The 21,001-nt window shown below is 70.9% G+C and carries 18 protein-coding genes; 13 read left to right on the top strand and 5 right to left on the bottom strand.

Translation table 11 applies throughout. The annotated features are described in order from the left end of the window. The first annotated feature begins 95 nt into the window (after positions 1-95). From AB0L65_RS46445 to AB0L65_RS46430, 4 genes are all read left to right on the top strand, one after another. Positions 96-1,841 (top strand): ABC transporter ATP-binding protein, encoded by a 1,746-nt coding sequence (locus AB0L65_RS46445; RefSeq protein ID WP_364260099.1) that lies wholly within the window; start codon positions 96-98, stop codon positions 1,839-1,841. Further along, entirely contained in the window at positions 1,838-3,598 is a 1,761-nt protein-coding gene (locus AB0L65_RS46440; protein WP_364260096.1) for an ABC transporter ATP-binding protein, read from the top strand. Before AB0L65_RS46445 ends, AB0L65_RS46440 begins: the two co-directional genes overlap by 4 nt. 65 nt (positions 3,599-3,663) lie before the next feature. Beyond that, entirely contained in the window at positions 3,664-4,491 is an 828-nt protein-coding gene (locus tag AB0L65_RS46435) for an NAD-dependent protein deacetylase (RefSeq protein WP_364260093.1), read from the top strand. Positions 4,492-4,496: 5 nt separating this feature from the next. Next, positions 4,497-4,871 (top strand): YchJ family protein, encoded by a 375-nt coding sequence (locus AB0L65_RS46430; protein WP_350735188.1) that lies wholly within the window; start codon positions 4,497-4,499, stop codon positions 4,869-4,871. A 4-nt stretch (positions 4,872-4,875) separates the two neighbouring features. Here the strand turns inward: AB0L65_RS46430 and AB0L65_RS46425 are convergent, their stop codons facing one another. The 3 genes from AB0L65_RS46425 to AB0L65_RS46415 all read right to left on the bottom strand — a co-directional run bounded on the left by AB0L65_RS46425 (position 4,876) and on the right by AB0L65_RS46415 (position 8,981). Then, a complete protein-coding gene (locus tag AB0L65_RS46425; RefSeq protein WP_364260090.1) occupies positions 4,876-5,709 on the bottom strand; it encodes an SAM-dependent methyltransferase in 834 nt (277 codons plus the stop codon). A 184-nt stretch (positions 5,710-5,893) separates the two neighbouring features. Next, positions 5,894-6,991: an arabinogalactan endo-1,4-beta-galactosidase gene (locus tag AB0L65_RS46420; protein ID WP_364260087.1), complete on the bottom strand. Its 1,098-nt coding sequence runs from the start codon at positions 6,989-6,991 to the stop codon at positions 5,894-5,896. A gap of 10 nt (positions 6,992-7,001) precedes the next feature. Continuing rightward, entirely contained in the window at positions 7,002-8,981 is a 1,980-nt protein-coding gene (locus AB0L65_RS46415; RefSeq protein ID WP_364260084.1) for a beta-galactosidase, read from the bottom strand. Positions 8,982-9,161: 180 nt separating this feature from the next. Here AB0L65_RS46415 and AB0L65_RS46410 point away from each other — a divergent pair, with 180 nt between their 5' ends. From AB0L65_RS46410 to AB0L65_RS46390, 5 genes are all read left to right on the top strand, one after another. After that, positions 9,162-10,478 (top strand): sugar ABC transporter substrate-binding protein, encoded by a 1,317-nt coding sequence (locus AB0L65_RS46410; protein WP_364260081.1) that lies wholly within the window; start codon positions 9,162-9,164, stop codon positions 10,476-10,478. Beyond that, positions 10,475-11,359 carry a sugar ABC transporter permease gene (locus AB0L65_RS46405; protein ID WP_350735197.1) on the top strand — a complete coding sequence of 295 codons (885 nt, stop codon included), beginning with the start codon at positions 10,475-10,477 and terminating at the stop codon, positions 11,357-11,359. Before AB0L65_RS46410 ends, AB0L65_RS46405 begins: the two co-directional genes overlap by 4 nt. After that, positions 11,359-12,216, top strand: a complete 858-nt coding sequence (locus AB0L65_RS46400; RefSeq protein WP_364260078.1) for a carbohydrate ABC transporter permease — start codon at positions 11,359-11,361, stop codon at positions 12,214-12,216. The genes AB0L65_RS46405 and AB0L65_RS46400 overlap by 1 nt, the downstream gene beginning before the upstream one ends. A 329-nt stretch (positions 12,217-12,545) precedes the next feature. After that, complete coding sequence (gene iscB, locus AB0L65_RS46395) at positions 12,546-13,856, top strand: RNA-guided endonuclease IscB (RefSeq protein WP_364260075.1); 1,311 nt, start codon at positions 12,546-12,548, stop codon at positions 13,854-13,856. A 29-nt stretch (positions 13,857-13,885) separates the two neighbouring features. Next, positions 13,886-14,881, top strand: coding sequence for a LacI family DNA-binding transcriptional regulator (locus AB0L65_RS46390; RefSeq protein WP_364260072.1), 996 nt, complete (start codon positions 13,886-13,888; stop codon positions 14,879-14,881). A gap of 36 nt (positions 14,882-14,917) precedes the next feature. Here the strand turns inward: AB0L65_RS46390 and AB0L65_RS46385 are convergent, their stop codons facing one another. Beyond that, positions 14,918-16,324, bottom strand: a complete 1,407-nt coding sequence (locus tag AB0L65_RS46385) for an APC family permease (protein ID WP_364260069.1) — start codon at positions 16,322-16,324, stop codon at positions 14,918-14,920. A 62-nt stretch (positions 16,325-16,386) separates the two neighbouring features. Here AB0L65_RS46385 and AB0L65_RS46380 point away from each other — a divergent pair, with 62 nt between their 5' ends. From AB0L65_RS46380 to AB0L65_RS46370, 3 genes are all read left to right on the top strand, one after another. After that, positions 16,387-17,034 carry a nitroreductase family protein gene (locus AB0L65_RS46380; protein WP_364260066.1) on the top strand — a complete coding sequence of 216 codons (648 nt, stop codon included), beginning with the start codon at positions 16,387-16,389 and terminating at the stop codon, positions 17,032-17,034. Positions 17,035-17,150: 116 nt separating this feature from the next. Next, positions 17,151-17,924, top strand: a complete 774-nt coding sequence (locus AB0L65_RS46375) for a uroporphyrinogen decarboxylase family protein (RefSeq protein ID WP_364260325.1) — start codon at positions 17,151-17,153, stop codon at positions 17,922-17,924. A gap of 55 nt (positions 17,925-17,979) precedes the next feature. Continuing rightward, positions 17,980-18,810: an SAM-dependent methyltransferase gene (locus AB0L65_RS46370; RefSeq protein WP_364260063.1), complete on the top strand. Its 831-nt coding sequence runs from the start codon at positions 17,980-17,982 to the stop codon at positions 18,808-18,810. Here AB0L65_RS46370 and AB0L65_RS46365 read toward each other — a convergent pair whose 3' ends face one another. Beyond that, positions 18,811-20,196: a GH1 family beta-glucosidase gene (locus AB0L65_RS46365; protein ID WP_364260060.1), complete on the bottom strand. Its 1,386-nt coding sequence runs from the start codon at positions 20,194-20,196 to the stop codon at positions 18,811-18,813. It abuts the gene before it with no gap. Between the two features lie 151 nt (positions 20,197-20,347). Between AB0L65_RS46365 and AB0L65_RS46360 the strand changes: the two genes are divergently transcribed. Then, the coding region (locus tag AB0L65_RS46360; protein WP_364260057.1) for a transposase at positions 20,348-21,001 on the top strand (654 nt) is incomplete at its 3' end.

Here is a 21,001-nt window from a genome sequence, read left to right as displayed (position 1 = left end):
CGGGAGCGAGCCCATCGGATCAAGGAGGTCGGCGATGAGGACAACGTTCATGTCCCGCCAGAGCAATGAGACCTCCTATCCAAAGGGCATGACGTTTGTCATCGAGATCATTCGACCAACGGATTCCACCGCATAGCACCTCCGTCCTGCGCCTGCTGCGTCCAGGACCCCGCCGGAGCGCGGCGCTCGTCGCGGCCATAGCCGCCGCCACCGCGCTCCCGCTCGCGGCGCCGCAGATCACCCGCCGCTTCGTGGACGACGCGATCGGCGGCGCGAGCATCAGACAGCTGACCCTGATCGCCGTCGGCTACCTGGCGCTGGCCGTCGCCGGCCAGGCCGCCCGGCTCGTCACCGCGTGGCTGGCCGGCCGCCTGGCCTGGGACGGCACCAACCGCCTGCGCGAGCGCCTCGCCCGGCACGCGCTCGGCCTGGACCTGGCCTTCCACGGCCGGCACACGCCCGGCGAGATGATCGAACGCGTGGACGGCGACGTCGTGGCCGTGGCCGACTTCGTCGTCGCGTTCCTCATGGACGTCGTGGCCAGCGTGCTGCTCCTGGCCGGGGTGGTCGTCATCGTGTTCGGCGTCGACTGGCGCATCGGCTGCGCGCTGCTGGTCTACTGCCTGCTCATCGGATGGGGCATGGCCCGCGCCCAGCGGCTGGCCGTCCCGGCCGCCGCCCGGTCACGCGCGGCGAGCGCGCGGCTGTTCGGCATGCTGGAGGAGCGGCTGGCCGGAGCCGAGGACCTGCGGGCCAACGGCGCGGGCGAGCACACCGTACGCCGCTTCCACCAGGTCAGCGCCGCCCTCTACCGCGCCGAGGTCAGGGACGCGCGCATCGGGACCACGCTGCTGGCGGGCACGTCGGTGGCGTTCGCCGCGGGCACCGCGATCATGCTCGGGCTCGCCGCCTGGGCGCTGCGGTCGGGGACGCTCACGGTCGGCACCGCCGTGCTGATCTTCCAGTACACGCTGATGGTACGGACGCCGTTCGAGCGGCTCATCGACCAGATCAGGCGGTACCAGGCGGCGCTGGCCGGCCTGGCCCGCATCGCGGACCTGCTGGCCGAGCGGCGCACGCTGCCCGAGGGCACCCGGCCCCTGCCCGCGACCGGCCCGCTCGGCCTGCGCCTGGACGGCGTCGGCTTCGCCTACCCCGGCGACGACGAGCAGGTGCTGTCGGGAGTCACCCTCACGCTGGCCCCCGGCGAGACGCTCGGCCTGGTGGGGCGCACCGGCAGCGGCAAGACCACGCTCGCCCGCCTGGCGCTGCGCCTGTACGACCCGACCGAGGGCGCCGTACGGGTCGGCGGGCTGGACCTGCGCGAGGCCGACCAGGCGTCCCTGCGAACGCGGATCGGCGTGGTCACGCAGGACGTGCAGCTCTTCGCGGCGAGCCTGCGCGACAACCTGACGCTCTTCCGGCAGTCCCCGGGGGACGGCCGGCTGCGGGAGGTCCTCCACGGCGTCGGGCTGGGCGACTGGCTGGCCGGACTGCCCGGCGGGCTCGACACCGAGCTGCGCGAGGTGTCGGCGGGGGAGGCGCAGCTCATCGCGTTCGCCCGCGCGTTCCTCGCCGACCCCGGGCTCGTCGTGCTCGACGAGGCGTCCAGCAGGCTCGACCCCGCCACCGAACGCCGCATCGAGCGGAGCATCGACCGCCTGCTCGACGGCCGGACCGGCGTGATCATCGCGCACCGCCTGTCCTCGCTGTCGCGCGTGGACAAGATCGCCGTGCTCGACCACGGCAAGATCGTCGAGTGCGGCCGCCGCGCCGACCTCGCCGCCGACCCCGGCAGCAGGTTCGGGCGCCTGCTCGACCTGGCGGGGGTGAGCCGGTGAAGCCGGTCATGCTGGTGGCCACCAGGCTGGCCACGTTCGACTTCCGCCGATACCTCGTCGGCGCGCTGCTCTGGCTGCCCGTCCACGTGATCCCGCTGGCGAGCGGGCTCGTGCTGCAGCGGATCTTCGACGGGCTCGGCGGCGACCCGGGCTGGGCGCTGTGGTTGTGCGCGGCGTTCGTGGGCGTGGAGGTCGCCCGGGGCCTGATGATCGTCATCGCGTGGACGTACGGGGTCTACTGGTGGGCCGCGGCGGCCACCCTGCTGCGCGCCAACACCCTGCGCTCCGTCCTGACCGCCCGCGGCCCCGCCGCGGCGCGGCTGCCGCACTCGCCCGGCGAGTCCGTCGCCCGCCTGCGGGACGACGTGGCCGACGCGGTCGACTTCACCGACGAGAGCGTCAGCCTGGCCGGTACGACGCTCTTCGCCGTCGCGGCGCTGGCGATCATGGCGTCCGTCGATCCCGTCATCACGGTGGCGCTGGTGCTGCCGATGGTCGCGATCGGCGTGCTGAGCAGGCTCATGCGGCAGACCATCGGGCGGCTGCACCAGCGGGCCAGGACGCTCGGGGCGGCCGTCACGGCGTACGTGGGCGAGATCTTCGGCGGCGTGCTCGCGATCAAGACCGCGGGAGCCGAGGAGGCGGCGCTGGAGCGGCTGCGCGAGCACAACCGGCGGCGGCGCGCGGCCGCCGTCAAGGACCGCCTGGCCACCGACCTGCTGGACGCCACGACCGGCGCGACCGTCGAGCTCAGCATCGGGCTCGTCCTGCTCCTGGCCGCCCCCGCGATGCGCGGCGGCGAGTTCACGGTGGGCGACCTCGCGCTGTTCACCAGCTACGTCGGCTGGCTCACGGCTCTGCCCCGGTCGATCGGTACCGTTCTCTACCGCCTGCCGCAGGCCGCGGTCGCCACCGACCGGCTCACCCGGCTGATGGCGCCGCACGAGAGCGCCGGCGACCTGTCGCGCGGCGCCGACGTCTGGCTGCGCCGCGACCCGCCGGCCGTCGCGGCCGTGCCCCCGCACCCGGGTCCGCTCCGGGTGCTGGAGGTTCGCGGGCTGAGCGCGGGCGGGGTGCGGGGGATCGACCTGCGCGTCGAGCGCGGCTCGTTCACGGTCGTGACGGGCGCGGTCGGCTCGGGCAAGACCACCCTGGTACGCGCCCTGCTCGGCCTCCTGCCGCTGGACGAGGGCACGATCTCGTGGAACGGCGGGCCCGTCGGCGACCCGGGCACGTTCCTCGTCCCCGGCCGGGCGGCGTACGCGAGCCAGGTGCCGAGGCTGTTCTCCGAGACCCTGCGCGAGAACCTGCTCCTCGGCCGGCCCGCGACCGACGCCGAGATCGGGCGGGCGCTGGAGCTGGCCGCGTTCGAGCCGGACCTGGCCGCGATGCCCGACGGGCTCGACACGGTGGTGGGGCCGCGCGGGGTGCGGCTGTCCGGCGGGCAGGTGCAGCGGGCCACCGCGGCCCGCGCCCTCGTACGCGACCCGGACCTGCTGGTCGTGGACGACCTGTCGTCCGCCCTCGACGTCGAGACCGAGCGGCTCCTGTGGGAGCGGATCGCCGGCCACGGCACCCTGCTGGTCGTCTCCCACCGGCAGGCCGCGCTCGAACGCGCCGACCAGATCGTGGTGCTCGACCGCGGCCGGGTCGCGGGGCGCGGGCGGCTCGGCGAGCTGCTGGAGAGCTGCCCGGAGATGCGGCGGCTGTGGAGCGCCGAGCGGATCGCCGAGGCCGAGGAACGCACGGGGGACTGAGCGTGACCCGCCCGTCCCCAGGGCCGGGGGACGGGCGGGCGCGGAGATCGGGCACCATGGGGGGTGTGACAGTGACACGACTGGCCGAGCTGGTCGCGGGCGGAGGCGTGGCGGTGCTCAGCGGAGCGGGCCTGTCGACCGAGTCCGGCATCCCCGATTACCGGGGGCCGACCGGCCGGGCCCGGCGCGCGGAGCCGATGACGTACCAGCGCTTCGTCGGCAGCGCGCAGGCGCGGCAGCGATACTGGGCGCGCAGCCACGTCGGCTGGCGGGAGATCGGCCAGGCCCGGCCCAACGCCGGCCATCAGGCGGTGGCCGAGCTGGAGCGGCGCGGGCTGCTCGCCGGCATCGTCACCCAGAACGTCGACGGCCTGCACCAGGCCGCCGGGGCGCGGCGGGTGATCGAGCTGCACGGCGGGCTCGACCGGGTGGTGTGCCTGTCGTGCCGCGAGCGCACGCCCCGCGCCGAGCTGGAGCGGCGGCTGCGGGCCGCCAACCCCGCCTGGGAGGCCGCCGCCGCCCGGATCAACCCCGACGGCGACGCCGTGCTCACCGACGCGCAGGTCACCGGGTTCCAGGTGGTCGACTGCGTGGCGTGCGGCGGGGTGCTCAAGCCCGACGTGGTGTTCTTCGGCGAGAACGTCCCCCGGCCCCGCGTGGACGAGTGCTTCGCCCTGGTGGCGGGCGCGAGCCTGCTGCTGGTGCTGGGGTCGTCGTTGACGGTCAGGTCGGGGCTGCGGTTCGTCACCAAGGCGGCCTCGCTCGGCATCCCCATCGCCATCGTCAACCAGGGGGAGACCGGCGGCGACGCCGATGCCTCGCTCACCCTGGACGCCCCGCTCGGCCCCACGCTGACCGAGCTCACGACCCGGCTGCCGGTCCCGGCACAATAGGGGTCATGCCTCGTACATGCCCGTGCGGCCTGCCCGCCTCCTACCAGGACTGCTGCGGCAGGCTCCACCGGGGCGAGGCGGCGGCCGCCACCGCCGAGCAGCTCATGCGGTCCAGATACAGCGCGTTCGGTGTGGGCGACGCCGCCTACCTGCTGCGCACCTGGCATCCGTCCGCCCGCCCGGCCCGGCTCGACCTGGACAGGAAGACGCGCTGGGTGCGGCTGGAGGTGCTGGAGACGACCGGCGGCAGCGTCGTCCACACCGAGGGCACGGTGCGCTTCCGCGCCCACTACGTCGAACGTGGCAATCCGGGGGAGATGGAGGAGAACAGCAGGTTCGTCCGTTTCGAGGGCCGCTGGGTGTACGCGGGCGCGCTGTGATCCCTCATCGGGGCTTGCGCGCGACGGCGCCGGCCAGGGTGTGACGGGACAGGCCGGGCCGGGCGAGGTCGGCGGAGACCGGACGCCATTCCGGCAGCGGCACGAGCCCGGGCTCCAGCAGCTCCAGGCCGTCGAAGCAGGCGAGGATCTCCTCGCGGGTGCGCCACCGGCCGGTGCCCAGGGTCTCGTTGAACAGCTTCTCGGCCGCGTACGCCTGGGCGGACGCCTCGGGGTGCTCCGTGCCCGGGTCGTAGAAGTGGGAGACGGCCAGGTGGCTGCCGGCCGGGAGGCGGGCCATCAGGCGGGCGGCGATCCCGGCCGGGTCCTCGTGGTCGGCCAGGTGGTGCAGGATGCCGAACATCAGCAGCCCCACCGGCTCGCCGAAGTCGATGAGGCGTCTGGTCTCCGGGTCGTCGAGGACCGCGTCCGGGTCCCTGACATCGGCCTCGACGACGGTGGTGTTCTCGTTCACGGCCAGCAGCGCGCGGGCATGGACGAGTACGATCGGGTCGTGGTCGACGTAGACGACCCGGCTGCCGGGAGCGGCCGACTGGGCGATCTGGTGGACGTTGTCCCGCGTGGGCAGCCCGGAGCCGAGGTCCAGGAACTGGCGCAGCCCGGCCCGTGCCGCCAGGAACCTGACCACCCGCCCGAGGAACTCCCGGTTCGCCCGCGCCGCCTCCGGCGCGTCCGGGACGATCTCCAGCGCCCGCAGCGCCATCTCGCGGTCGGCCTCGTAGTTGTCCTTGCCGCCGAGCATGAAGTCGTAGACACGGGAGACGTTGGGCCTGGAGGTGTCGATTCCGCGCGGCGCGCGCTCAGGCCGGCGGTCGACCATGGGGCTCCTTCGGGTACGCACCGTGGTGCGGAGGTGGCGTAAAGCGATCATAGTGTCGCGGTAAGCCAGATTTCCGCAATTTCGGTAAATGCCGGTCATGGAATCCGGTCAAACCCCCGAGGTGACGCGCACGCTGACGGCGCCCGGGATGAGACCGGGCGCCGTCAGGGGCCGGGATGGACGGTCAGGCGTGGCCGAGGACGCGCATGGCGGGCAGGGCGCGGTCGGCGTAGTCGAACAGGGCCTGGTTCTCCCAGCCGTTGCCCGACGCCGGATCCGCCGGGTCCCAGCCGTTGCCCTTGACGCCGGTCCAGGTCGCCTCCCAGGTGAACAGGCCGAGGCCCAGCCCTTCCGGGACCTGCCGGACGATGTCGGCGACCCTGGCCAGCAGCGCGGCCTGGCCCTGCGGGGTCGCCGGGTAGCCGGGGTACGGCTCGGCGGAGACGATGATGTTCGGCCAGCCGTCGTCGTCCTCCGTCGTGAACGGGTACGCCGTCTCCACCACGACCACCGGCCGACCGTAACGGGTGGCCACGTCGTTGATGTTGGCCTGGAACGTCTCCAGGGTCCCGTGCCAGTACGGGTAGTACGACAGCCCGATCACGTCGTACCGGATGCCGTGGGCTGCGGCGTTGTCGAACCACCACCGGTACAGCCCGTTGTCGCCCCCGTTCGCCAGGTGCAGCACGACCTTGGTCGCGCGCGAGACCCGCTTGACCGCGTCGTACCCGGCGTTCAGCAGGCGGGCGGTGCCCGGCCAGTCGGCGTTGGAGCCGTCCGGCCAGAGCAGGCCGCCGTTGATCTCGTTGCCCACCTGCACCATGTCCGCCGTGGTGCCCTGGCGGCGCAGGGCGGCGAGCACGTCGTAGGTGTGGTCGTAGACGGCCCGCGCGAGCTGGTCGAGCGTGAGCGACTCCCACGCGGCGGGCTTGAACTGCTTGCCCGGGTCCGCCCAGGTGTCGGAGTAGTGGAAGTCCACCAGCAGCTTCATACCCTGCGCCTTGGCCCGCTTGGCGACCGGGAGGATCCGCGCCTTGGTGTTGTAGCCGTCGGCCGGGTTCACCCAGACCTTGAGCCGGATGTAGTTGAGCCCGGCGTCCGACAGGATGCGCAGCGCGTCGCCCTCGCGGCCGCGGGCGTCGCGGTAGACGCCGCCGTACGCCTCCGACTTGGCGAGGCTGGAGACGTCCGCGCCCCTGATCCGCAGCACCCCCGCCTGGGCCGGGTGCGCGACGGTCAGGGACGCGAGCACTAACAGGAGCGTGGTCAGGATGCGTTTCATGGAGGTCTCCCTAGGGGGTGGTGGCGACGACCGTGACCGCGCCGGGCGCGACGGTGACCGACCCTTCGTGCCGTACGCCGTCGAACACGCTGGTCCCGGTCACCCCCTCGACCGTCACGGGCTCGTCGCCGTGGTTGATCAGGAAGACGTGGCGGCCCCGGCGGACGAGTTCGAGGGTGTCGGGGAGGCCGCGCGGCCGGGACACGTCCGCGTGGTCGAGCACCTGGCCGAGGAGCTCGCGCAAGCCGGTGACGGGCGCGGTGGCGAGGTACCAGGCGGAGCCGGCGCCCAGGTCGTGGCGGGTGACGGCGGGGTGTCCCGCGTCGGGTCCGGTGGCGAAGTCGCGTACGGCGACCGCGCCCGCCGGGTGGACCCGCTCGGACCAGATCCGGGCCGTGCCGCCGCCCGCCAGCGTCACCGTCTCGTGCTCGCGCAGCGGGTGGAACTCCTCGATCGACAGGCCCAGGAGCTCGCGCAGCGCGCCGGGATGGGCGCCCGGGTGGATGGTGTCGTGCTCGTCGACGATGCCGGAGAAGTAGGAGACGAGCAGGTTGCCGCCCGCCTCCACGTACCGGTGGAGGTTCTTGGCGGACGCCTCGGTCAGCAGGTACGAGCTCGGCGCCACCACCAGCCGATATCCCGAAATATCGGCGGAAGGGTGGACGAAGTCCACCGTGACGTGCTCCCGCCACAGCGCCTCGTAGAAGGCGTCCATCCGCTCCCTGAACGTCAGGTCCACCGACGGCCGCCAGTCCAGCTCCAGCGCCCAGTACGACTCCCAGTCCCAGACCACCGCCACCTCGGCCCGCACCCGGCTGCCCCGCAGCTCGGCCAGCCCGCGCAGGTCGGCGCCCAGCCGGACCACCTCGCGCCACTGCTCGGAGCCGGTCCCCGCGTGCGGCACCATCCCCGAGTGGAACTTCTCGGCCCCGAACCGCGAGGCCCTGAACTGGAAGAACAGCACGCTGTCGGAGCCGCGGGCCACGTGCGCCAGGCTGTTGCGGCGCATCTCGCCGGGGCGCTTGGCGATGTTGCGCGGCTGCCAGTTGACCGCCCCCGCCGAGTGCTCCATGAGCATCCACGGCGCGCCGCCCGCCACCGAGCGGGCCAGGTCGGCGGACATGGCCAGGTCGATGTGGTTGTCCGGCCGCTCGGCCCGGAGGTAGTGGTCGTTGGCGACCACGTCCAGCTCGCGGGCCCACTGCCACAGGTCGGTGGACTTGCAGTTCACGGTGCCGGCGAAGTTCGTGGTCACGGGGATGCCGGGGGTGAGCTCGTGCAGGATGTCGCGCTGGAGCGCGTAGTGCTCGCGGTGCTGGCCGTCGCTGAAGCGGGCGTAGTCGAGGCGCTGGGCCGGGTTGACGACCGTGTGGTTGAACCGGGGGGCGTCGATCTCCGCCCAGTCGGTGTACGTCTGGCCCCAGAATGTGGCGCCCCAGGCCTCGTTCAATGCGGAGACATCCCGGTAGGTGGCTTTCAGCCAGCCGCGCCAGGCCGCCACGCTGTGCTCGCAGTAGCACTCGCCGAGCGGCGCCCCGTACTCGTTGTGCACGTGCCACATGACCACGGCCGGGTGCCCGCGGTAGTGCTCGGCCAGCGCGCGCACCAGCCGCGCGGTCGCCTCGCGGAAGGCCGGCGCGCTGGAGCAGGCGCTCTGCCTGCCGCCGAACCCGATCCGCGTCCCCTCCCTGGTCACCGGCAGCACGTCCGGATATTTCCGGATGAACCAGGCGGGCGGGGCGGCGGTCGGCGTGGCCAGGTCGACGGCGACCCCCGCCTCGTGCAGCCGGTCGACGATCTCGTCCAGCCAGCCGAACTCGTAGCGCCCCTCCGCGGGCTCCATCAGCGCCCACGAGAACAGGCCCAGGCTGACCAGGTTGACCCCGGCCTCGCGCATCAGGGCCACGTCCTCCTCCAGGATCTCGCGTGGCCACTGCTCCGGGTTGTAGTCGCCGCCAAAGGCGATGCCGGCAGGACGCTCCGGATACATCCATCCCCCTAGAGAAGCTCTTCTGTGAACGTGCACAGTAGCGCCCACCCGGTCTCTCCGGGAACAGTCGCCCTGACTTATCCCGATAATGGCTGATTAACGAGAGCATAACGACCCCTTGACTGGCGTTTCGCGCCTGTTTCACTCTGTGCACGTTCACAGAACTTTCTGGAGGTACGCATGCGCGCCAACCGCCTCGGAGCCGCCCTGGCCGTCGTGCTCACGGCTGCTCTCGCGAGCTGCGGGTCCAGCGAACCCGCCCGAAGCACCGAGGCGGCGCAGAGCCCCACGGCCGCCGCCAAGGGACCGGTCAAGCTGACGTACTGGACCTGGGCCCCCAACATGGACAAGATCGCCGCCGTCTGGAACCAGTCGCACCCGGACATCCAGGTCACGGTCAGCAAGCAGGCGGGCGGTGACGACGCGGCCGCCAAGTTCCTCACCGCGGCCAAGGCCGGCAACCCGCCGGACCTGGTGCAGGCCGAGTACCAGCACCTTCCCTCGTTCGTCGCCGCCGACGCGGTGGCCGACATCAAGGCCGAGACGGCCTCGATCAAGGGCGAGTTCGCCGAGGGCCTGTGGGGCCTGGTCACGCTCGGCACGGAGGGCGTGTACGGGATCCCGCAGGACAGTGGCCCGATGATGCTCTTCTACCGCAAGGACCTGTTCGACAAGTACGGCATCGCGGTCCCCAAGACCTGGCAGGAGTACGCCGACGCCGCGCGCACCGTGCACAGGAAGGACCCGAAGGTGTACCTCGGCACGTTCTCCAGCAAGGATCCGGGAGCGTTCACGGGCCTGGCCCAGCAGGCCGGGGCCCAGTGGTGGTCGATCAGCGGCGAGTCCTGGAAGGTCGGCATCGCCGACGAGCCCACCAAGAAGGTCGCCGACTACTGGGGCGGCCTGGTCAAGGAGGGCGTCATCGACGACATGCCGTACTTCACCCCCGAATGGAACAAGGCGCTCAACGACGGCAAGCTGCTCACCTGGCCGTCGGCGGTCTGGGCGCCGGGCGTGCTGGCGAGCAACGCGCCCAAGGCCAAGGGCAAGTGGGCCGCCGCGCCGCTGCCGCAGTGGAACGCGGGCGAGAACTTCAGCGGCTTCTGGGGCGGCTCGTCCACGGCCGTGTCCGCCAAGACGCCGAACAGGGACGCCGCCGCCCAGTTCGTCACCTGGATGAACACCGACCCCGCCGCCCTGGACCTGCTGGTCAAGGAGGCCGCCATCTACCCGGCCGCCACCAAGGCCCAGTCGTCGCTCGGCCAGGCGCCCGACTACTTCTCCAACCAGCCCGACTTCTGGCAGCAGGCCGCCGTCGTCTCCGCCGTCGCCCGCGGCTTCACCTTCGGCCCGAACGTCGGCGTGACGTACAACGCCTTCAAGGACAACTTCGACAAGGCCGTGCAGAACAAGTCATCGTTCTCCGACGCGGTCCAGGGCATGCAGGACGCGACCGTCGCCGACATGCGCAAGTCCGGATTCCAGATCGCCTCATGAAGAAGTCCGGGAGGGGGGCGTGGCCGTACCTGTTCCTGACCCCCGCGATCGTGCTGTTCACGCTCTTCCTCGCGGTCCCCATCGGGTACACCGTCTGGCTGGCGACGCGCCGTACCAAGGTGTCCGGGCTCGGGCTGGGCAGGGGCGCGCGGAAAGAGATCTTCGTCGGCTTCGACAACTTCTCCGCCGCCCTGTCCGACCCCGAGCTGTGGCACGGCTGGCTGCGCGTGCTCGGCTACGGCGCGCTGGTGCTGGTCGTGATGCTGGGGCTGGCCCTGCTGTTCGCGCTGCTGCTGGACTCGGCGCGGGTGCGGCTGGCCCGGTTCTCGCGGATCGCGATCTTCCTGCCGTACGCGGTGCCGGGCGTGGCCGCCACGCTCCTGTGGGGCTTCCTCTACCTCCCCTCGCTCAGCCCCATCAGGGACGTCCTGGACATCGACTTCCTCGGCGCGAGCACCGTCACGTTCTCCATGGCGAACGTGGCGGTGTGGGGCGGGACCGGCTTCAACATGCTCGTGCTCTACACCACGCTCCGGGCGATCCCGCGCGACCTGTACGAGGCCGCGCGGCTGGACGGCGCGTCCGAGCTCCAGATCGCCCTGCGGGTGAAGATCCCGATCCTCACCCCGGCGATCATCCTGACCACCGTCTTCTCGATCATCGCGACCATCCAGGTGTTCACCGAGCCCACCGCGCTGCGGCCGCTGACCAACACGATCAGCTCCACGTGGAGCCCGCTCATGAAGGTCTACCGCGACGCCTTCGTCACCGGCGACCTGTATTCGGCAGCCGCCACCTCGATCGTCATCGCGGCGATCTCGCTCGTCATGTCGTTCGGGTTCCTGCGCGTGGTCCGCAACCGCGCCTTCGGGGAGGGCTGATGGCCACGACACACCGCGCGACGGTCGCGCGCACGCCGTGGGGAGTGGCCCCGACCGGGCTGCTCCTGCTCGGCGCGATCTACTGCCTGTTCCCGGTGCTCTGGGTGCTGATCGCGGCGACCAAGTCGCCGGGCGAGCTGTTCACCACCTCGACGCTGGCCTTCGGCACCGGGTTCGCCGACAACGTGACCGAGCTGTTCGCCTACCGGGACGGGGTGTTCTGGCTGTGGGCGGCCAACACACTGCTGTACGCGGGCGGCGGCGCGCTGCTGTCGACCGCGGTCTCGGCGATCTCGGGGTACGCGCTGGCGAAGTTCCGCTTCCGCGGCCGCGACCTCATCTTCAACCTGCTCATCGGCGGCATCCTCGTGCCGGCCGTGGTGCTGGCGATCCCGCAGTACCTGCTGTTCTCCAAGGTCGGGCTGGCCGACACCTACTGGGCCGTCCTGCTGCCGCAGATCCTGCACCCGTACAGCATCTATCTGGCCCGCATCTACGCCACGGCGGCCATCCCCGACTCGCTGCTGGAGGCGGGGCGGATCGACGGGGCCACCGATTGGCGGCTGATGTACCGGGTGGCCCTGCCGCTGATGGTGCCGGGCATGGTGACGATCTTCCTGTTCCAGTTCGTGGCCATCTGGAACAACTTCCTGCTGCCGTTCATCATGCTCGGCGACGACGGCAAGTTCCCGCTCACGGTGGGCCTGTTCACGCTGCTGGAGTCGGGGGCGAACCAGCCCTCGCTCTACAACCTGATCCTCACCGGGGCCTTCCTGTCGCTTGTCCCCTTGATCGCGCTCTTCCTCACGATGCAGCGATACTGGAAGACCGACCTGTCTTCCGGAGCCGTGAAGTAGCCGGATCCCCGCCCGAAAGCGGGGTTTTCATGCCAAACGGAGTGAAAGCCCAAGTGCTACCAGCACCAGCCAACTATTCGAGGAGGTGACCGACGTTGGCTACGTTCCACGTACGACAGAAGACCGACCACGCTGTGCCTCACCAACAGCGCGCTCTCGAATTCGAGTCAGCAGACAACCCCGGGATCAGGGACGAAACGGGGCTCGAAGGCCGTAAGGCACCGGGCGCGGGACATGTGCGAGGTGAGACCCCCGGCAGTTCACCTGCTGCCAGAGGCGTCACCCCGGACCACCCGGTCCGGGAGAAGGGACGTGAGTCCCACCCCTATGTGTTCGTGCTTGACAGGCACGGGCGTCCGCTTCAGCCCTGTACCCCTGCCAGGGCACGTCAACTGCTCAAGAAGGGACGTGCTGTTGTTCACCGGCATACGCCGTTCGTCATCCGTCTCAAGGACCGTTCCATTGACTCCTCAGAGGCCGATGGCGTAGAAGTGGGCGTTGACCCCGGCTCCCGGCACACCGGCATCGCGGTGTTCACTGCGCAGGCACGCGAGCGACGCGCCAGATTCGCGATCCGGCTCGACCACCGCGGCGCCACGATCCGGAAAATGCTGCAGCAGCGGGCTGCCTACCGGCGTCGCCGCCGTACCCAAAACTTGCGCTACCGCGCCCCTCGGTTCTCCAATCGCACCCGGCCGTCAGGCTGGCTCCCGCCATCGCTGCGACATCGGGTGGCAACTACCATCTCGTGGATCGACCGGCTGGCCCGCTGGGCACCGGTGCGGGCGGTACATATGGAACGGGTCGCGTTCGACACCCATGCCATCGCCGCCGGCAAGTCCCTGGAAGGCGTCGAGTATCAGCTCGGAACCCTGCACGGAACCGAGGTCCGCGAGTACCTGCTGGCCAAGTGGGGGCGGGCCTGCGCCTACTGCCGTAGTAGCGGAGTGCCGTTGAACATCGACCACATCCACCCCCGCAGCAGGGGAGGATCCGACCGCGTCTCCAACCTCACCTTGGCCTGCGTGTCCTGCAACCAGGCCAAAGGCAACCGCCCCATCGAAGACTTCCTTACCCGCAAGCCAGAACTGCTGGCGAAGATCATCGCACAGGCCAAAGCACCGCTTGGAGACGCGGCAGCCGTGCAGTCCAGCCGCTGGGCGCTGTGGCGAGCACTCGATATCCGCCTGCCCACGCACGTGGCCTCGGGAGGTCGTACGAAGTGGAACCGCACCCGCAACCATCTACCGAAGACCCACACGCTGGACGCCCTGGCCGTGGGCAAGCTCGACTCGATCAGCGAGACCGTGTCCACGGTCCTGGTCGCCGGATGCGCCGGCCGCGGAACCCACGCCCGCACCCGACCTGACAAGTATGGCTTCCCCCGCCTCCGCATGCCCCGCCGGAAACTGTACTTCGGCTTCCAGACCGGAGATTTCGTCCGAGCCATCGTGCCCACCGGCAAGAAGCAAGGGACCCATACCGGGCGCGTCGCCGCCCGCACAAACGGCTACTTCAACGTCACGACCGTCCATAGAACCGTCCAAGGCGTCCACCACCGTCATTTCCGTCTCCTCCAGAGAGCGGATGGCTACGCCTACACCACGCAGAAGGAGGGAAGGGCGTCCTCCTCGGGCTGAAGCCCGGGGGTTTCAGCCCCAGACATCTGATGAAGCGCCCTACGATCCATGACGTCGCCGCCGCCGCGGGAGTGTCCCGTGGCACGGTGTCCCGGCTGCTCAACGGCGACAAGTACGTCAGCCCGGCGGCACGCGTGGCCATCGAGCGGGCCATCTCGGAGACCGGCTACGTGGTCAACCGGGCCGCCCGCAGCCTCGTCACCCAGCGCACCGGATCGATCGTGATGGTGCTGTCGGAGCCGCACGAGAAGCTGTTCGAGGACCCCAACTACAGCACGACCATCCGGGTCGCCATCAGGATGCTGGCCGAGCGGGACCTGTCGCTGGTGATGATGCTGGCGGGCGACGAGGGCGACCGCGAGCGGGTGGTCCGCTACATCCGGGGCGGCCACGCCGACGGGGTGCTGCTGATGTCGACGCACGCCGGCGACCCGTTCATCGACGCGCTGCGTTCGGGTCCGCCCGCGGTCTCCTGCGGCGCCGTCATCGGCAGCGAGGGCGTCATCCCGTACGCCGCCGCCGACGAGCGCCTGGGCGGCCGCCAGATGACCGAATACTTCGTGAACCAGGGCCGCAGGCGCATCGCCATGATCACCGGCCCGATGGACACCCCCGGCGGCATCCAGCGCCTGGAGGGCTTCGCCGACGTGCTGGGCCGCAAGGCGACGAAGAAGCTGATCGCGCACGGGGACTGGACGCAGGCCAGCGGCGAGCGCGCGATGACCGAGCTGCTGGCCCGCACGCCCGACATCGACGCCGTCTTCGTGGCCTCCGACCTGATGGCCGCCGGCGCCCTGGCCGCCCTGCGGGCGGCGGGCCGCCGGGTGCCGGACGACGTGGCGGTGGGCGGCTTCGACGACTCGTCGGTGGCCCTCTCGACGCACCCGCCGCTGACCACGATCCGCCAGCCGCTGGCGGAGGTGGCGCAGGAGACCGTACGCCTGCTGCTCGCGCTCATCGACGGCGCCGAGCACGTGGATCCCGTGGTGCTGCCCACGGAGCTGGTGATCCGCGAGTCGGCCTGATCCGGTGAGCCGCCGGGCGCGTGCCGGACGGCCCGGTCAGCCGGCGTTCGCGTTCTCCTTCCTGCGGGCGTACCAGGTGAGCACCCAGAGCACCAGGCCGAGCGCGAGCAGCACGCCCGCGATCTCGTACTGGCCGGAGGGACGTCCGGAGGACCACGGCAGGACCAGGTACAGGCAGGTGATCGCGCCCACCACGGGCAGGACGCGCCCCGCGCTGAAGTGCTCGGTCGCGGCCCGTTCCCTGCGCAGGACGAGAACGGACACGTTGACCAGCGTGAAGACCGCCAGCAGGAGCAGCGAGGTCGTCCCGCCCAGCAACGACACGACCGGGCTGTCGGGACTCAGCGAGACGAACGTGATCAGCCCGAGGGCGATCACGGTGGTGAACACGATCGCCGCCTGCGGTGTGCGCCGCCCCGGGTGCACCTTGGCCAGGAAGGGCGGCAGCACGCCCTGCTTGCCCATGCCGTAGAGCAGCCGGCTGGCCATCAGCATGTTGATCAACGCGGAGTTCGCCACGGCGAACATCGAGATGAACGGCAGCAGATCGGAGATCGGGAAGCCGGGGGCCGCGGTCTGCACCACCGTCGCGAGCGGGGTCTCGCTCTCGGAGAGCTGTCCGACGGGGACCACGGCGACGGCGCAGATGGACACGAGCACGTAGATCAACCCGGTGATCCCGAGCCCGGTGAACATCATGCGAGGGAAGATCCGGGCCGGATTCTTGGTCTCCTCCGCCATGTTGACCGAGTCCTCGAACCCGACCATGGCGAAGAAGGCCAGCGACGTGGCCGTGCTGACCGCCAGGAACACGCTCTTGTCGGAGGCGGTCTCGAAGGTGACGACGCGGGAGAAGTCGGCGTTCCCGCCGAGGATGAAGAACAGGCTGACCAGGATGACGATCAGCAGACCCGAGAGCTCGACCGCGGTGAGCAGGACGTTGATCTTGACGCTCTCGCCGACGCCGCGGAGGTTGACGGCCAGGACCAGGAGCATGAACGCCAGCGCGATCAGCAGGATGACGCCGTTGCCGACGTCCAGGCCGAAGCCGGTGGCGAGGTTGGCGGCGAAGGCCCGGGACGCCGCCGAGGCAGAGGTGATGCCGGAGCACATCACCGCGAAGCACACCAGGAAGGTCAGGAGGTGTTTGCCGAAGGCCCTGTGCACGTACAGCGCGGCTCCCGCGGCCTGCGGGTATTTCGTCACCAGCTCCAGGTACGAGCACGCGGTGATCAACGCGACGGCGAAGGCGATGGCGAACGGCAGCCAGGCGGCGCCACCCACCTCGCCGGCGATCTCGCCGGTCAGCGCGTAGATCCCGGTGCCGAGAATGTCGCCGACGATGAACAGCAGCAACAGGCCGGGGCCCATCACCTGCTTCAGACTCGGCTCGTCGGCGCCGCTGGTCTCCTCGGCCGGACTGGGGGGTCTGGTTTGGGACATGCGTTAGTCCTTCTCGCTGGGAGCCGCGGGGAAACCGTGATCGCGGGGGGCATGATGGCCGTATGACGATCGAACTGAGCCCGGACGAGCTGCTCACCACCACGCGCAGCGTGCGCAAGCGTCTCGACCTCACCCGCCCCGTTCCCCTGGAGCTCGTGCGCGAGTGCCTCGAGGTCGCGCTCCAGGCGCCCAGCGGCGGCAACCGGCAGGGGTGGCACTGGATGGTGGTGACCGATCCCGAGCTGCGCAAGGCGATCGGGAGCTACTACGAGCGCTCGCACCAGGCGTACTTCGAGTCCGCCTCCTCCGCGCGGGCGCTGTTCCAGGACGACCCGGCCCGGGCGGCGCAGCAGCGGCGGGTGGGCGACAGCTCGCTGTACCTGGCCGAGCACATGGGGGACGTGCCCGTGCTGGTGATCGGGTGCATCACGGTGTCGGGCGACGGGCTGCCCCAGGGGAACCAGGCCGGGCTGTGGGGGTCGCTGCTGCCCGCCGCGTGGAGCTACATGCTGGCCGCCCGCGCCCGCGGGCTGGGCACGGCGTGGACGACGCTGCACCTGGCCTACGAGAGCGAGATCGCCGAGCTGCTCGGCATCCCCGGCGACGTGCGCCAGGGTGTGCTCGTCCCGACCGCCTACTTCCTCGGCGAGACGTTCGCCCCGGCGAAGCGGCAGCCGCTCGACGAAGTGCTTCACGTCGATCGCTGGTAGGCGCACAGTAGGAGGATCCGGGAGAAGGAGGCGATCAGGGCCCAGGAACGCGCCGGGCTCGACATCCTCACCGACGGCGAGATGCGCCGCGAAAGCTACTCCAACCCGCCACCGCCCTGGAGGGCGTCGACCTCGACAACCCGGGCACGGCGCTCGACCGCAGCGGCCACCCGAACCCCGTCCCGCGCATCGTCGGCCCGATCCGCCGCCCGGCCCCCGTCCAGGTGGGCGACCTGCGGTTCCTGCGCGCGCGCACCGATCGCCCGGTCAAGATGACGGTGCCGGGGCCGTTCACCATGAGCCAGCAGGCGCAGAACGACCACTACCCGGACGCCGAGGCCGCCGCGATGGACCACGCGGCGGCGGTCAACGCCGAGATCCGCGACCTGTTCGCCGCCGGGGCCGACATCGTGCAGATCGACGAGCCGTACATGCAGGCCAGGCCCGAGGCCGCGCGCGCCTACGGGCTGGCCGCGCTCAACGCCGCCCTCGACGGCGTCACCGGCACGACGGCGGTGCACATCTGCTTCGGGTACGCCGCCATCATCCACGAGCGGCCGGAGGCGTACTCGTTCCTGCCAGAGCTGGCCGGATGCCCGGTGCGGCAGGTGTCGATCGAGACCGCGCAGTCGGGGCTGGACCTCGGTGTGCTGTCCGACCTCAAGGACAAGACGGTCATCCTCGGCGTGATCGACCTGTCCACGCCGGAGGTCGAGCCGGTCGAGGTGGTGGCCGGGCGGGTGCGCAGGGCGTTCGGCCACGTGCCGCCCGATCGGATCGTCATCGCGACCGACTGCGGAATGAAATATCTGCCGCGCGAGTCGGCCGAGGGCAAGATGCGGGCGATGGCCGAAGCCGCCCGCCTGTTGCGTCACGAAATATCGGCATAAATCGGGGGTTGCCAATTAGGATCATGGCTCCACCCATCCGACCAAGGAGCCGACAGTGCCCGAGAGCGAGCAGGAGCGCGCGCCTCGCGGGATCGACACCAGCAAGCCCAGTGTCTCCCGCGTCTATGACTACATGCTCGGCGGCAAGGACAATTACGAGATCGACCGCCAGGTGGCGGCGGCCGCTCTCAAGGTCGCGCCCGACGCGCCCGAGGCGGCCATGGCCAACCGGGAGTTCCTGCGGCGCACGGTCCACTTCCTGGCGGCCGAGGCGGGCATCCGCCAGTTCCTGGACATCGGCTCCGGCCTGCCGACGCAGGGCAACGTCCACGAGATCGCCCAGGCGGTGGCGCCGCAGTCGCGGGTCGTCTACGTGGACCACGACCCGATCGTGCTCGTCCACGGCCGCGCCCTGCTCGCCGTGGACGCCAGCACCACGATCGTCGAGGCCGACGCCCGCGAGCCGGGGAAGATCCTCGACGACCCGAAGACGCGCTCGCTGATCGACTTCAGCGAGCCGGTCGGGCTGCTGATGTTCGGGATCCTGCACCACCTGGGCGACGACGAGGACCCGGCCGGCGTCGCGGCCGCGCTCATCGGGCCGCTCGCCCCGGGCAGCCACGTGGTGATCTCGCACTTCCACAACCCGGGCGAGGAGCACCCCGAGGTGTCGAAGCAGGCGTACGAGGCGGAGCGGATCTTCAACGAGCACCTCGGCACCGGCCGGTGGCGCACCCGCGAGGAGATCCTCGCCTACTTCGACGGTCTCGAACTGCTGGAGCCCGGCCTGGTGCCGCTGCCCGAGTGGCGCCCGGGCCCCGACGACCGCGCCACGCCGGGCATCACGTACCACACCTTCGTCGGAGGCGTGGCCCGCAAACCCTAGCTAGGCGGGCAGTTTTCCGGTGGCGACCACGTCGCGGTACCAGTGGGCGCTGTCCTTCCAGGTGCGCTCGAGCGTGTCCGGGTCCACCCGTACGATCCCGAACCGCTTGGCGTACCCGTGCGCCCACTCGAAATTGTCCATCAGCGACCACACGAAGTATCCCCGTACGTCGGCCCCCGCCGAGATCGCCTCGGCCACGGCGGACAGGTGACGCTGCAGGTAGTCGACGCGCCGCTCGTCCCGGATCCGCCCGTCGGGGTCGACGACGTCGGCGAAGGCCGCGCCGTTCTCGGTGATCATCGTGGGCATGGACGGGTAGTCGCGGTGCAGCCGCAGCAGCAGCTCGGTCAGGCCGGTCTCGTCGATGTTCCAGCCCATCTCGGTGTACGGGCCGGGCTGGGGGACGAACTCGATGTCCTCGCAGGCGATCCACGGCGACGCGGCCCCGTCCTGGTGCCCGTCGGCGGTCGCCCGCTCGGAGGACCCGTCCCACTGGCGGACCAGCGTCGGGTTGTAGTAGTTGACCCCGAGCACGTCCAGCGGCTGGCACGCGGTGGCCTCGTCGCCGTCGCGCACGAACGACCAGTCGGTCACGGCGGCGGTGTCGGCGATGAGGTCGCGCGGGTAGGCGCCCTCCAGCATGGGGCCGAGGAAGGCCCGGTTGGCCAGCGCGTCCGCGCGGCGTACGGCGTCGGCGTCCTGGTCGGACACGCCGCGCACATGGTGCAGGTTGAGCGTGACCGACATCTGGGCGGCCGGGTCGACGACCGCGCGCAGCGCCTGCACGGCCAGGCCGTGGCCGAGGTTGAGGTGGTGGACGGCGGCCAGGGCGGCGGCGGGCTCGGTCCTGGCGGGGGCGTGCACGCCGGAGGCGTAGCCGAGGTAGGCCGAGCACCACGGCTCGTTCAGGGTGATCCAGGTGCGGACGCGGTCGCCGAGCGTGCGGCCCATGAGGTCGGCGTACTCGGCGAAGCGGTGGGCGGTGTCGCGGTTCGGCCAGCCGCCCGCGTCCTCCAGCTCCTGCGGCAGGTCCCAGTGGTAGAGGGTGGCGACGGGGGCGATGCCGCGGGCGAGCAGCCCGTCCACCAGCCGCGAGTAGAAGTCCAGGCCCGGCTGGTTGGCCCGGCCGCCCGGCCGCACGCGCGGCCAGGAGATCGAGAACCGGTACGCGCCCACGCCCAGGCCGGCGAGGATGTCCAGGTCCTCCTCCATCCGGTGGTAGTGGTCGCAGGCCACGTCACCGGTGTCGCCGCCCGTCACCAGTCCCGGGGTGTGGGAGAAGGTGTCCCAGATCGACGGGCCGCGGCCGTCCTCGTTCCAGGCGCCCTCGACCTGGTAGGCGGCGGTGGCGGTGCCCCATACGAACGTCTCGGGGAAGATGGTCATTCAAACTCCTTTTATGGATGCTCAGGCTTTCAAACCAGAGAGAAAAGGCACACCTGCATAGCGAGGCAGGAATGGTGGTTCGCCGTCAGGCGGACCACCGTCTACGACAATCGAGCAGCACTTGGCTGGTCTTCCTGCAAAGATGTGAGGCGTGGTGCAGCTGGTGAAGCGGGCCTACAGGTACCGCTTTTACCCGACTCCCGAGCAGGCCGGCGAGCTTGCCCGGACGTTCGGTTGCGTGCGCCTGGTCTACAACAAGGCATTGGAAGAGCGGACCCGCGCCTACGCCCTGGAGGGCAAACGGGTTTCCTACGTGGAGTCCTCCGCGGCGCTGATGGCGTGGAAGAAGACGCCCGAGTTGGCGTTTCTGGGCGAGGTGTCGTCGGTGCCGTTGCAGCAGGCGCTGCGCCACCTGCAGGCGGCGTTCGCGAACTTCTTCGTGCGCAGGGCGAAGTACCCGACGTTCAAGAGCAGGAAGAAGGCGCGCGCGTCGGCGGAGTACACCCGCTCGGCGTTCCGCTGGCGCCAGGGCCGGCTCACCTTGGCGAAGATGGATGCGCCGCTGGACATCGTGTGGTCGCGTCCGCTGCCCGAGGGGGCCGAGCCGTCCACGGTCACGGTGTCGAGAGACGCGGCCGGGCGGTGGTTCGTGTCCCTTCTGATCGAGGAGAAGATCTCGCCGCTGCCACCGGTCGAGGCGTCGGTGGGCCTGGACGCGGGCATCACGGCGCTGGCCACGCTCTCGACCGGCGAGAAGATCGTCAACCCGCGTCACGAACGTGCCGACCGGCGCAAGCTGGCCCGC

Source organism: Nonomuraea sp. NPDC052116 (genome assembly GCF_040680035.1).
GTDB lineage: Bacteria > Actinomycetota > Actinomycetes > Streptosporangiales > Streptosporangiaceae > Nonomuraea > Nonomuraea angiospora_A.
This window is presented reverse-complemented; position numbering and strand designations above follow the sequence as displayed.

What these genes read in the sequence shown, in the direction of transcription:
- AB0L65_RS46430 (WP_350735188.1), top strand. Translation starts at nt 4,497, where the DNA reads ATGCCTCGTACATGCCCGTGCGGCCTGCCCGCCTCCTACCAGGACTGC.
- AB0L65_RS46425 (WP_364260090.1), bottom strand. Translation starts at nt 5,709, where the DNA reads ATGGTCGACCGCCGGCCTGAGCGCGCGCCGCGCGGAATCGACACCTCC.
- AB0L65_RS46420 (WP_364260087.1), bottom strand. Translation starts at nt 6,991, where the DNA reads ATGAAACGCATCCTGACCACGCTCCTGTTAGTGCTCGCGTCCCTGACC.
- AB0L65_RS46415 (WP_364260084.1), bottom strand. Translation starts at nt 8,981, where the DNA reads ATGTATCCGGAGCGTCCTGCCGGCATCGCCTTTGGCGGCGACTACAAC.
- AB0L65_RS46410 (WP_364260081.1), top strand. Translation starts at nt 9,162, where the DNA reads ATGCGCGCCAACCGCCTCGGAGCCGCCCTGGCCGTCGTGCTCACGGCT.
- AB0L65_RS46405 (WP_350735197.1), top strand. Translation starts at nt 10,475, where the DNA reads ATGAAGAAGTCCGGGAGGGGGGCGTGGCCGTACCTGTTCCTGACCCCC.
- AB0L65_RS46400 (WP_364260078.1), top strand. Translation starts at nt 11,359, where the DNA reads ATGGCCACGACACACCGCGCGACGGTCGCGCGCACGCCGTGGGGAGTG.
- AB0L65_RS46390 (WP_364260072.1), top strand. Translation starts at nt 13,886, where the DNA reads ATGAAGCGCCCTACGATCCATGACGTCGCCGCCGCCGCGGGAGTGTCC.
- AB0L65_RS46385 (WP_364260069.1), bottom strand. Translation starts at nt 16,324, where the DNA reads ATGTCCCAAACCAGACCCCCCAGTCCGGCCGAGGAGACCAGCGGCGCC.
- AB0L65_RS46380 (WP_364260066.1), top strand. Translation starts at nt 16,387, where the DNA reads ATGACGATCGAACTGAGCCCGGACGAGCTGCTCACCACCACGCGCAGC.
- AB0L65_RS46365 (WP_364260060.1), bottom strand. Translation starts at nt 20,196, where the DNA reads ATGACCATCTTCCCCGAGACGTTCGTATGGGGCACCGCCACCGCCGCC.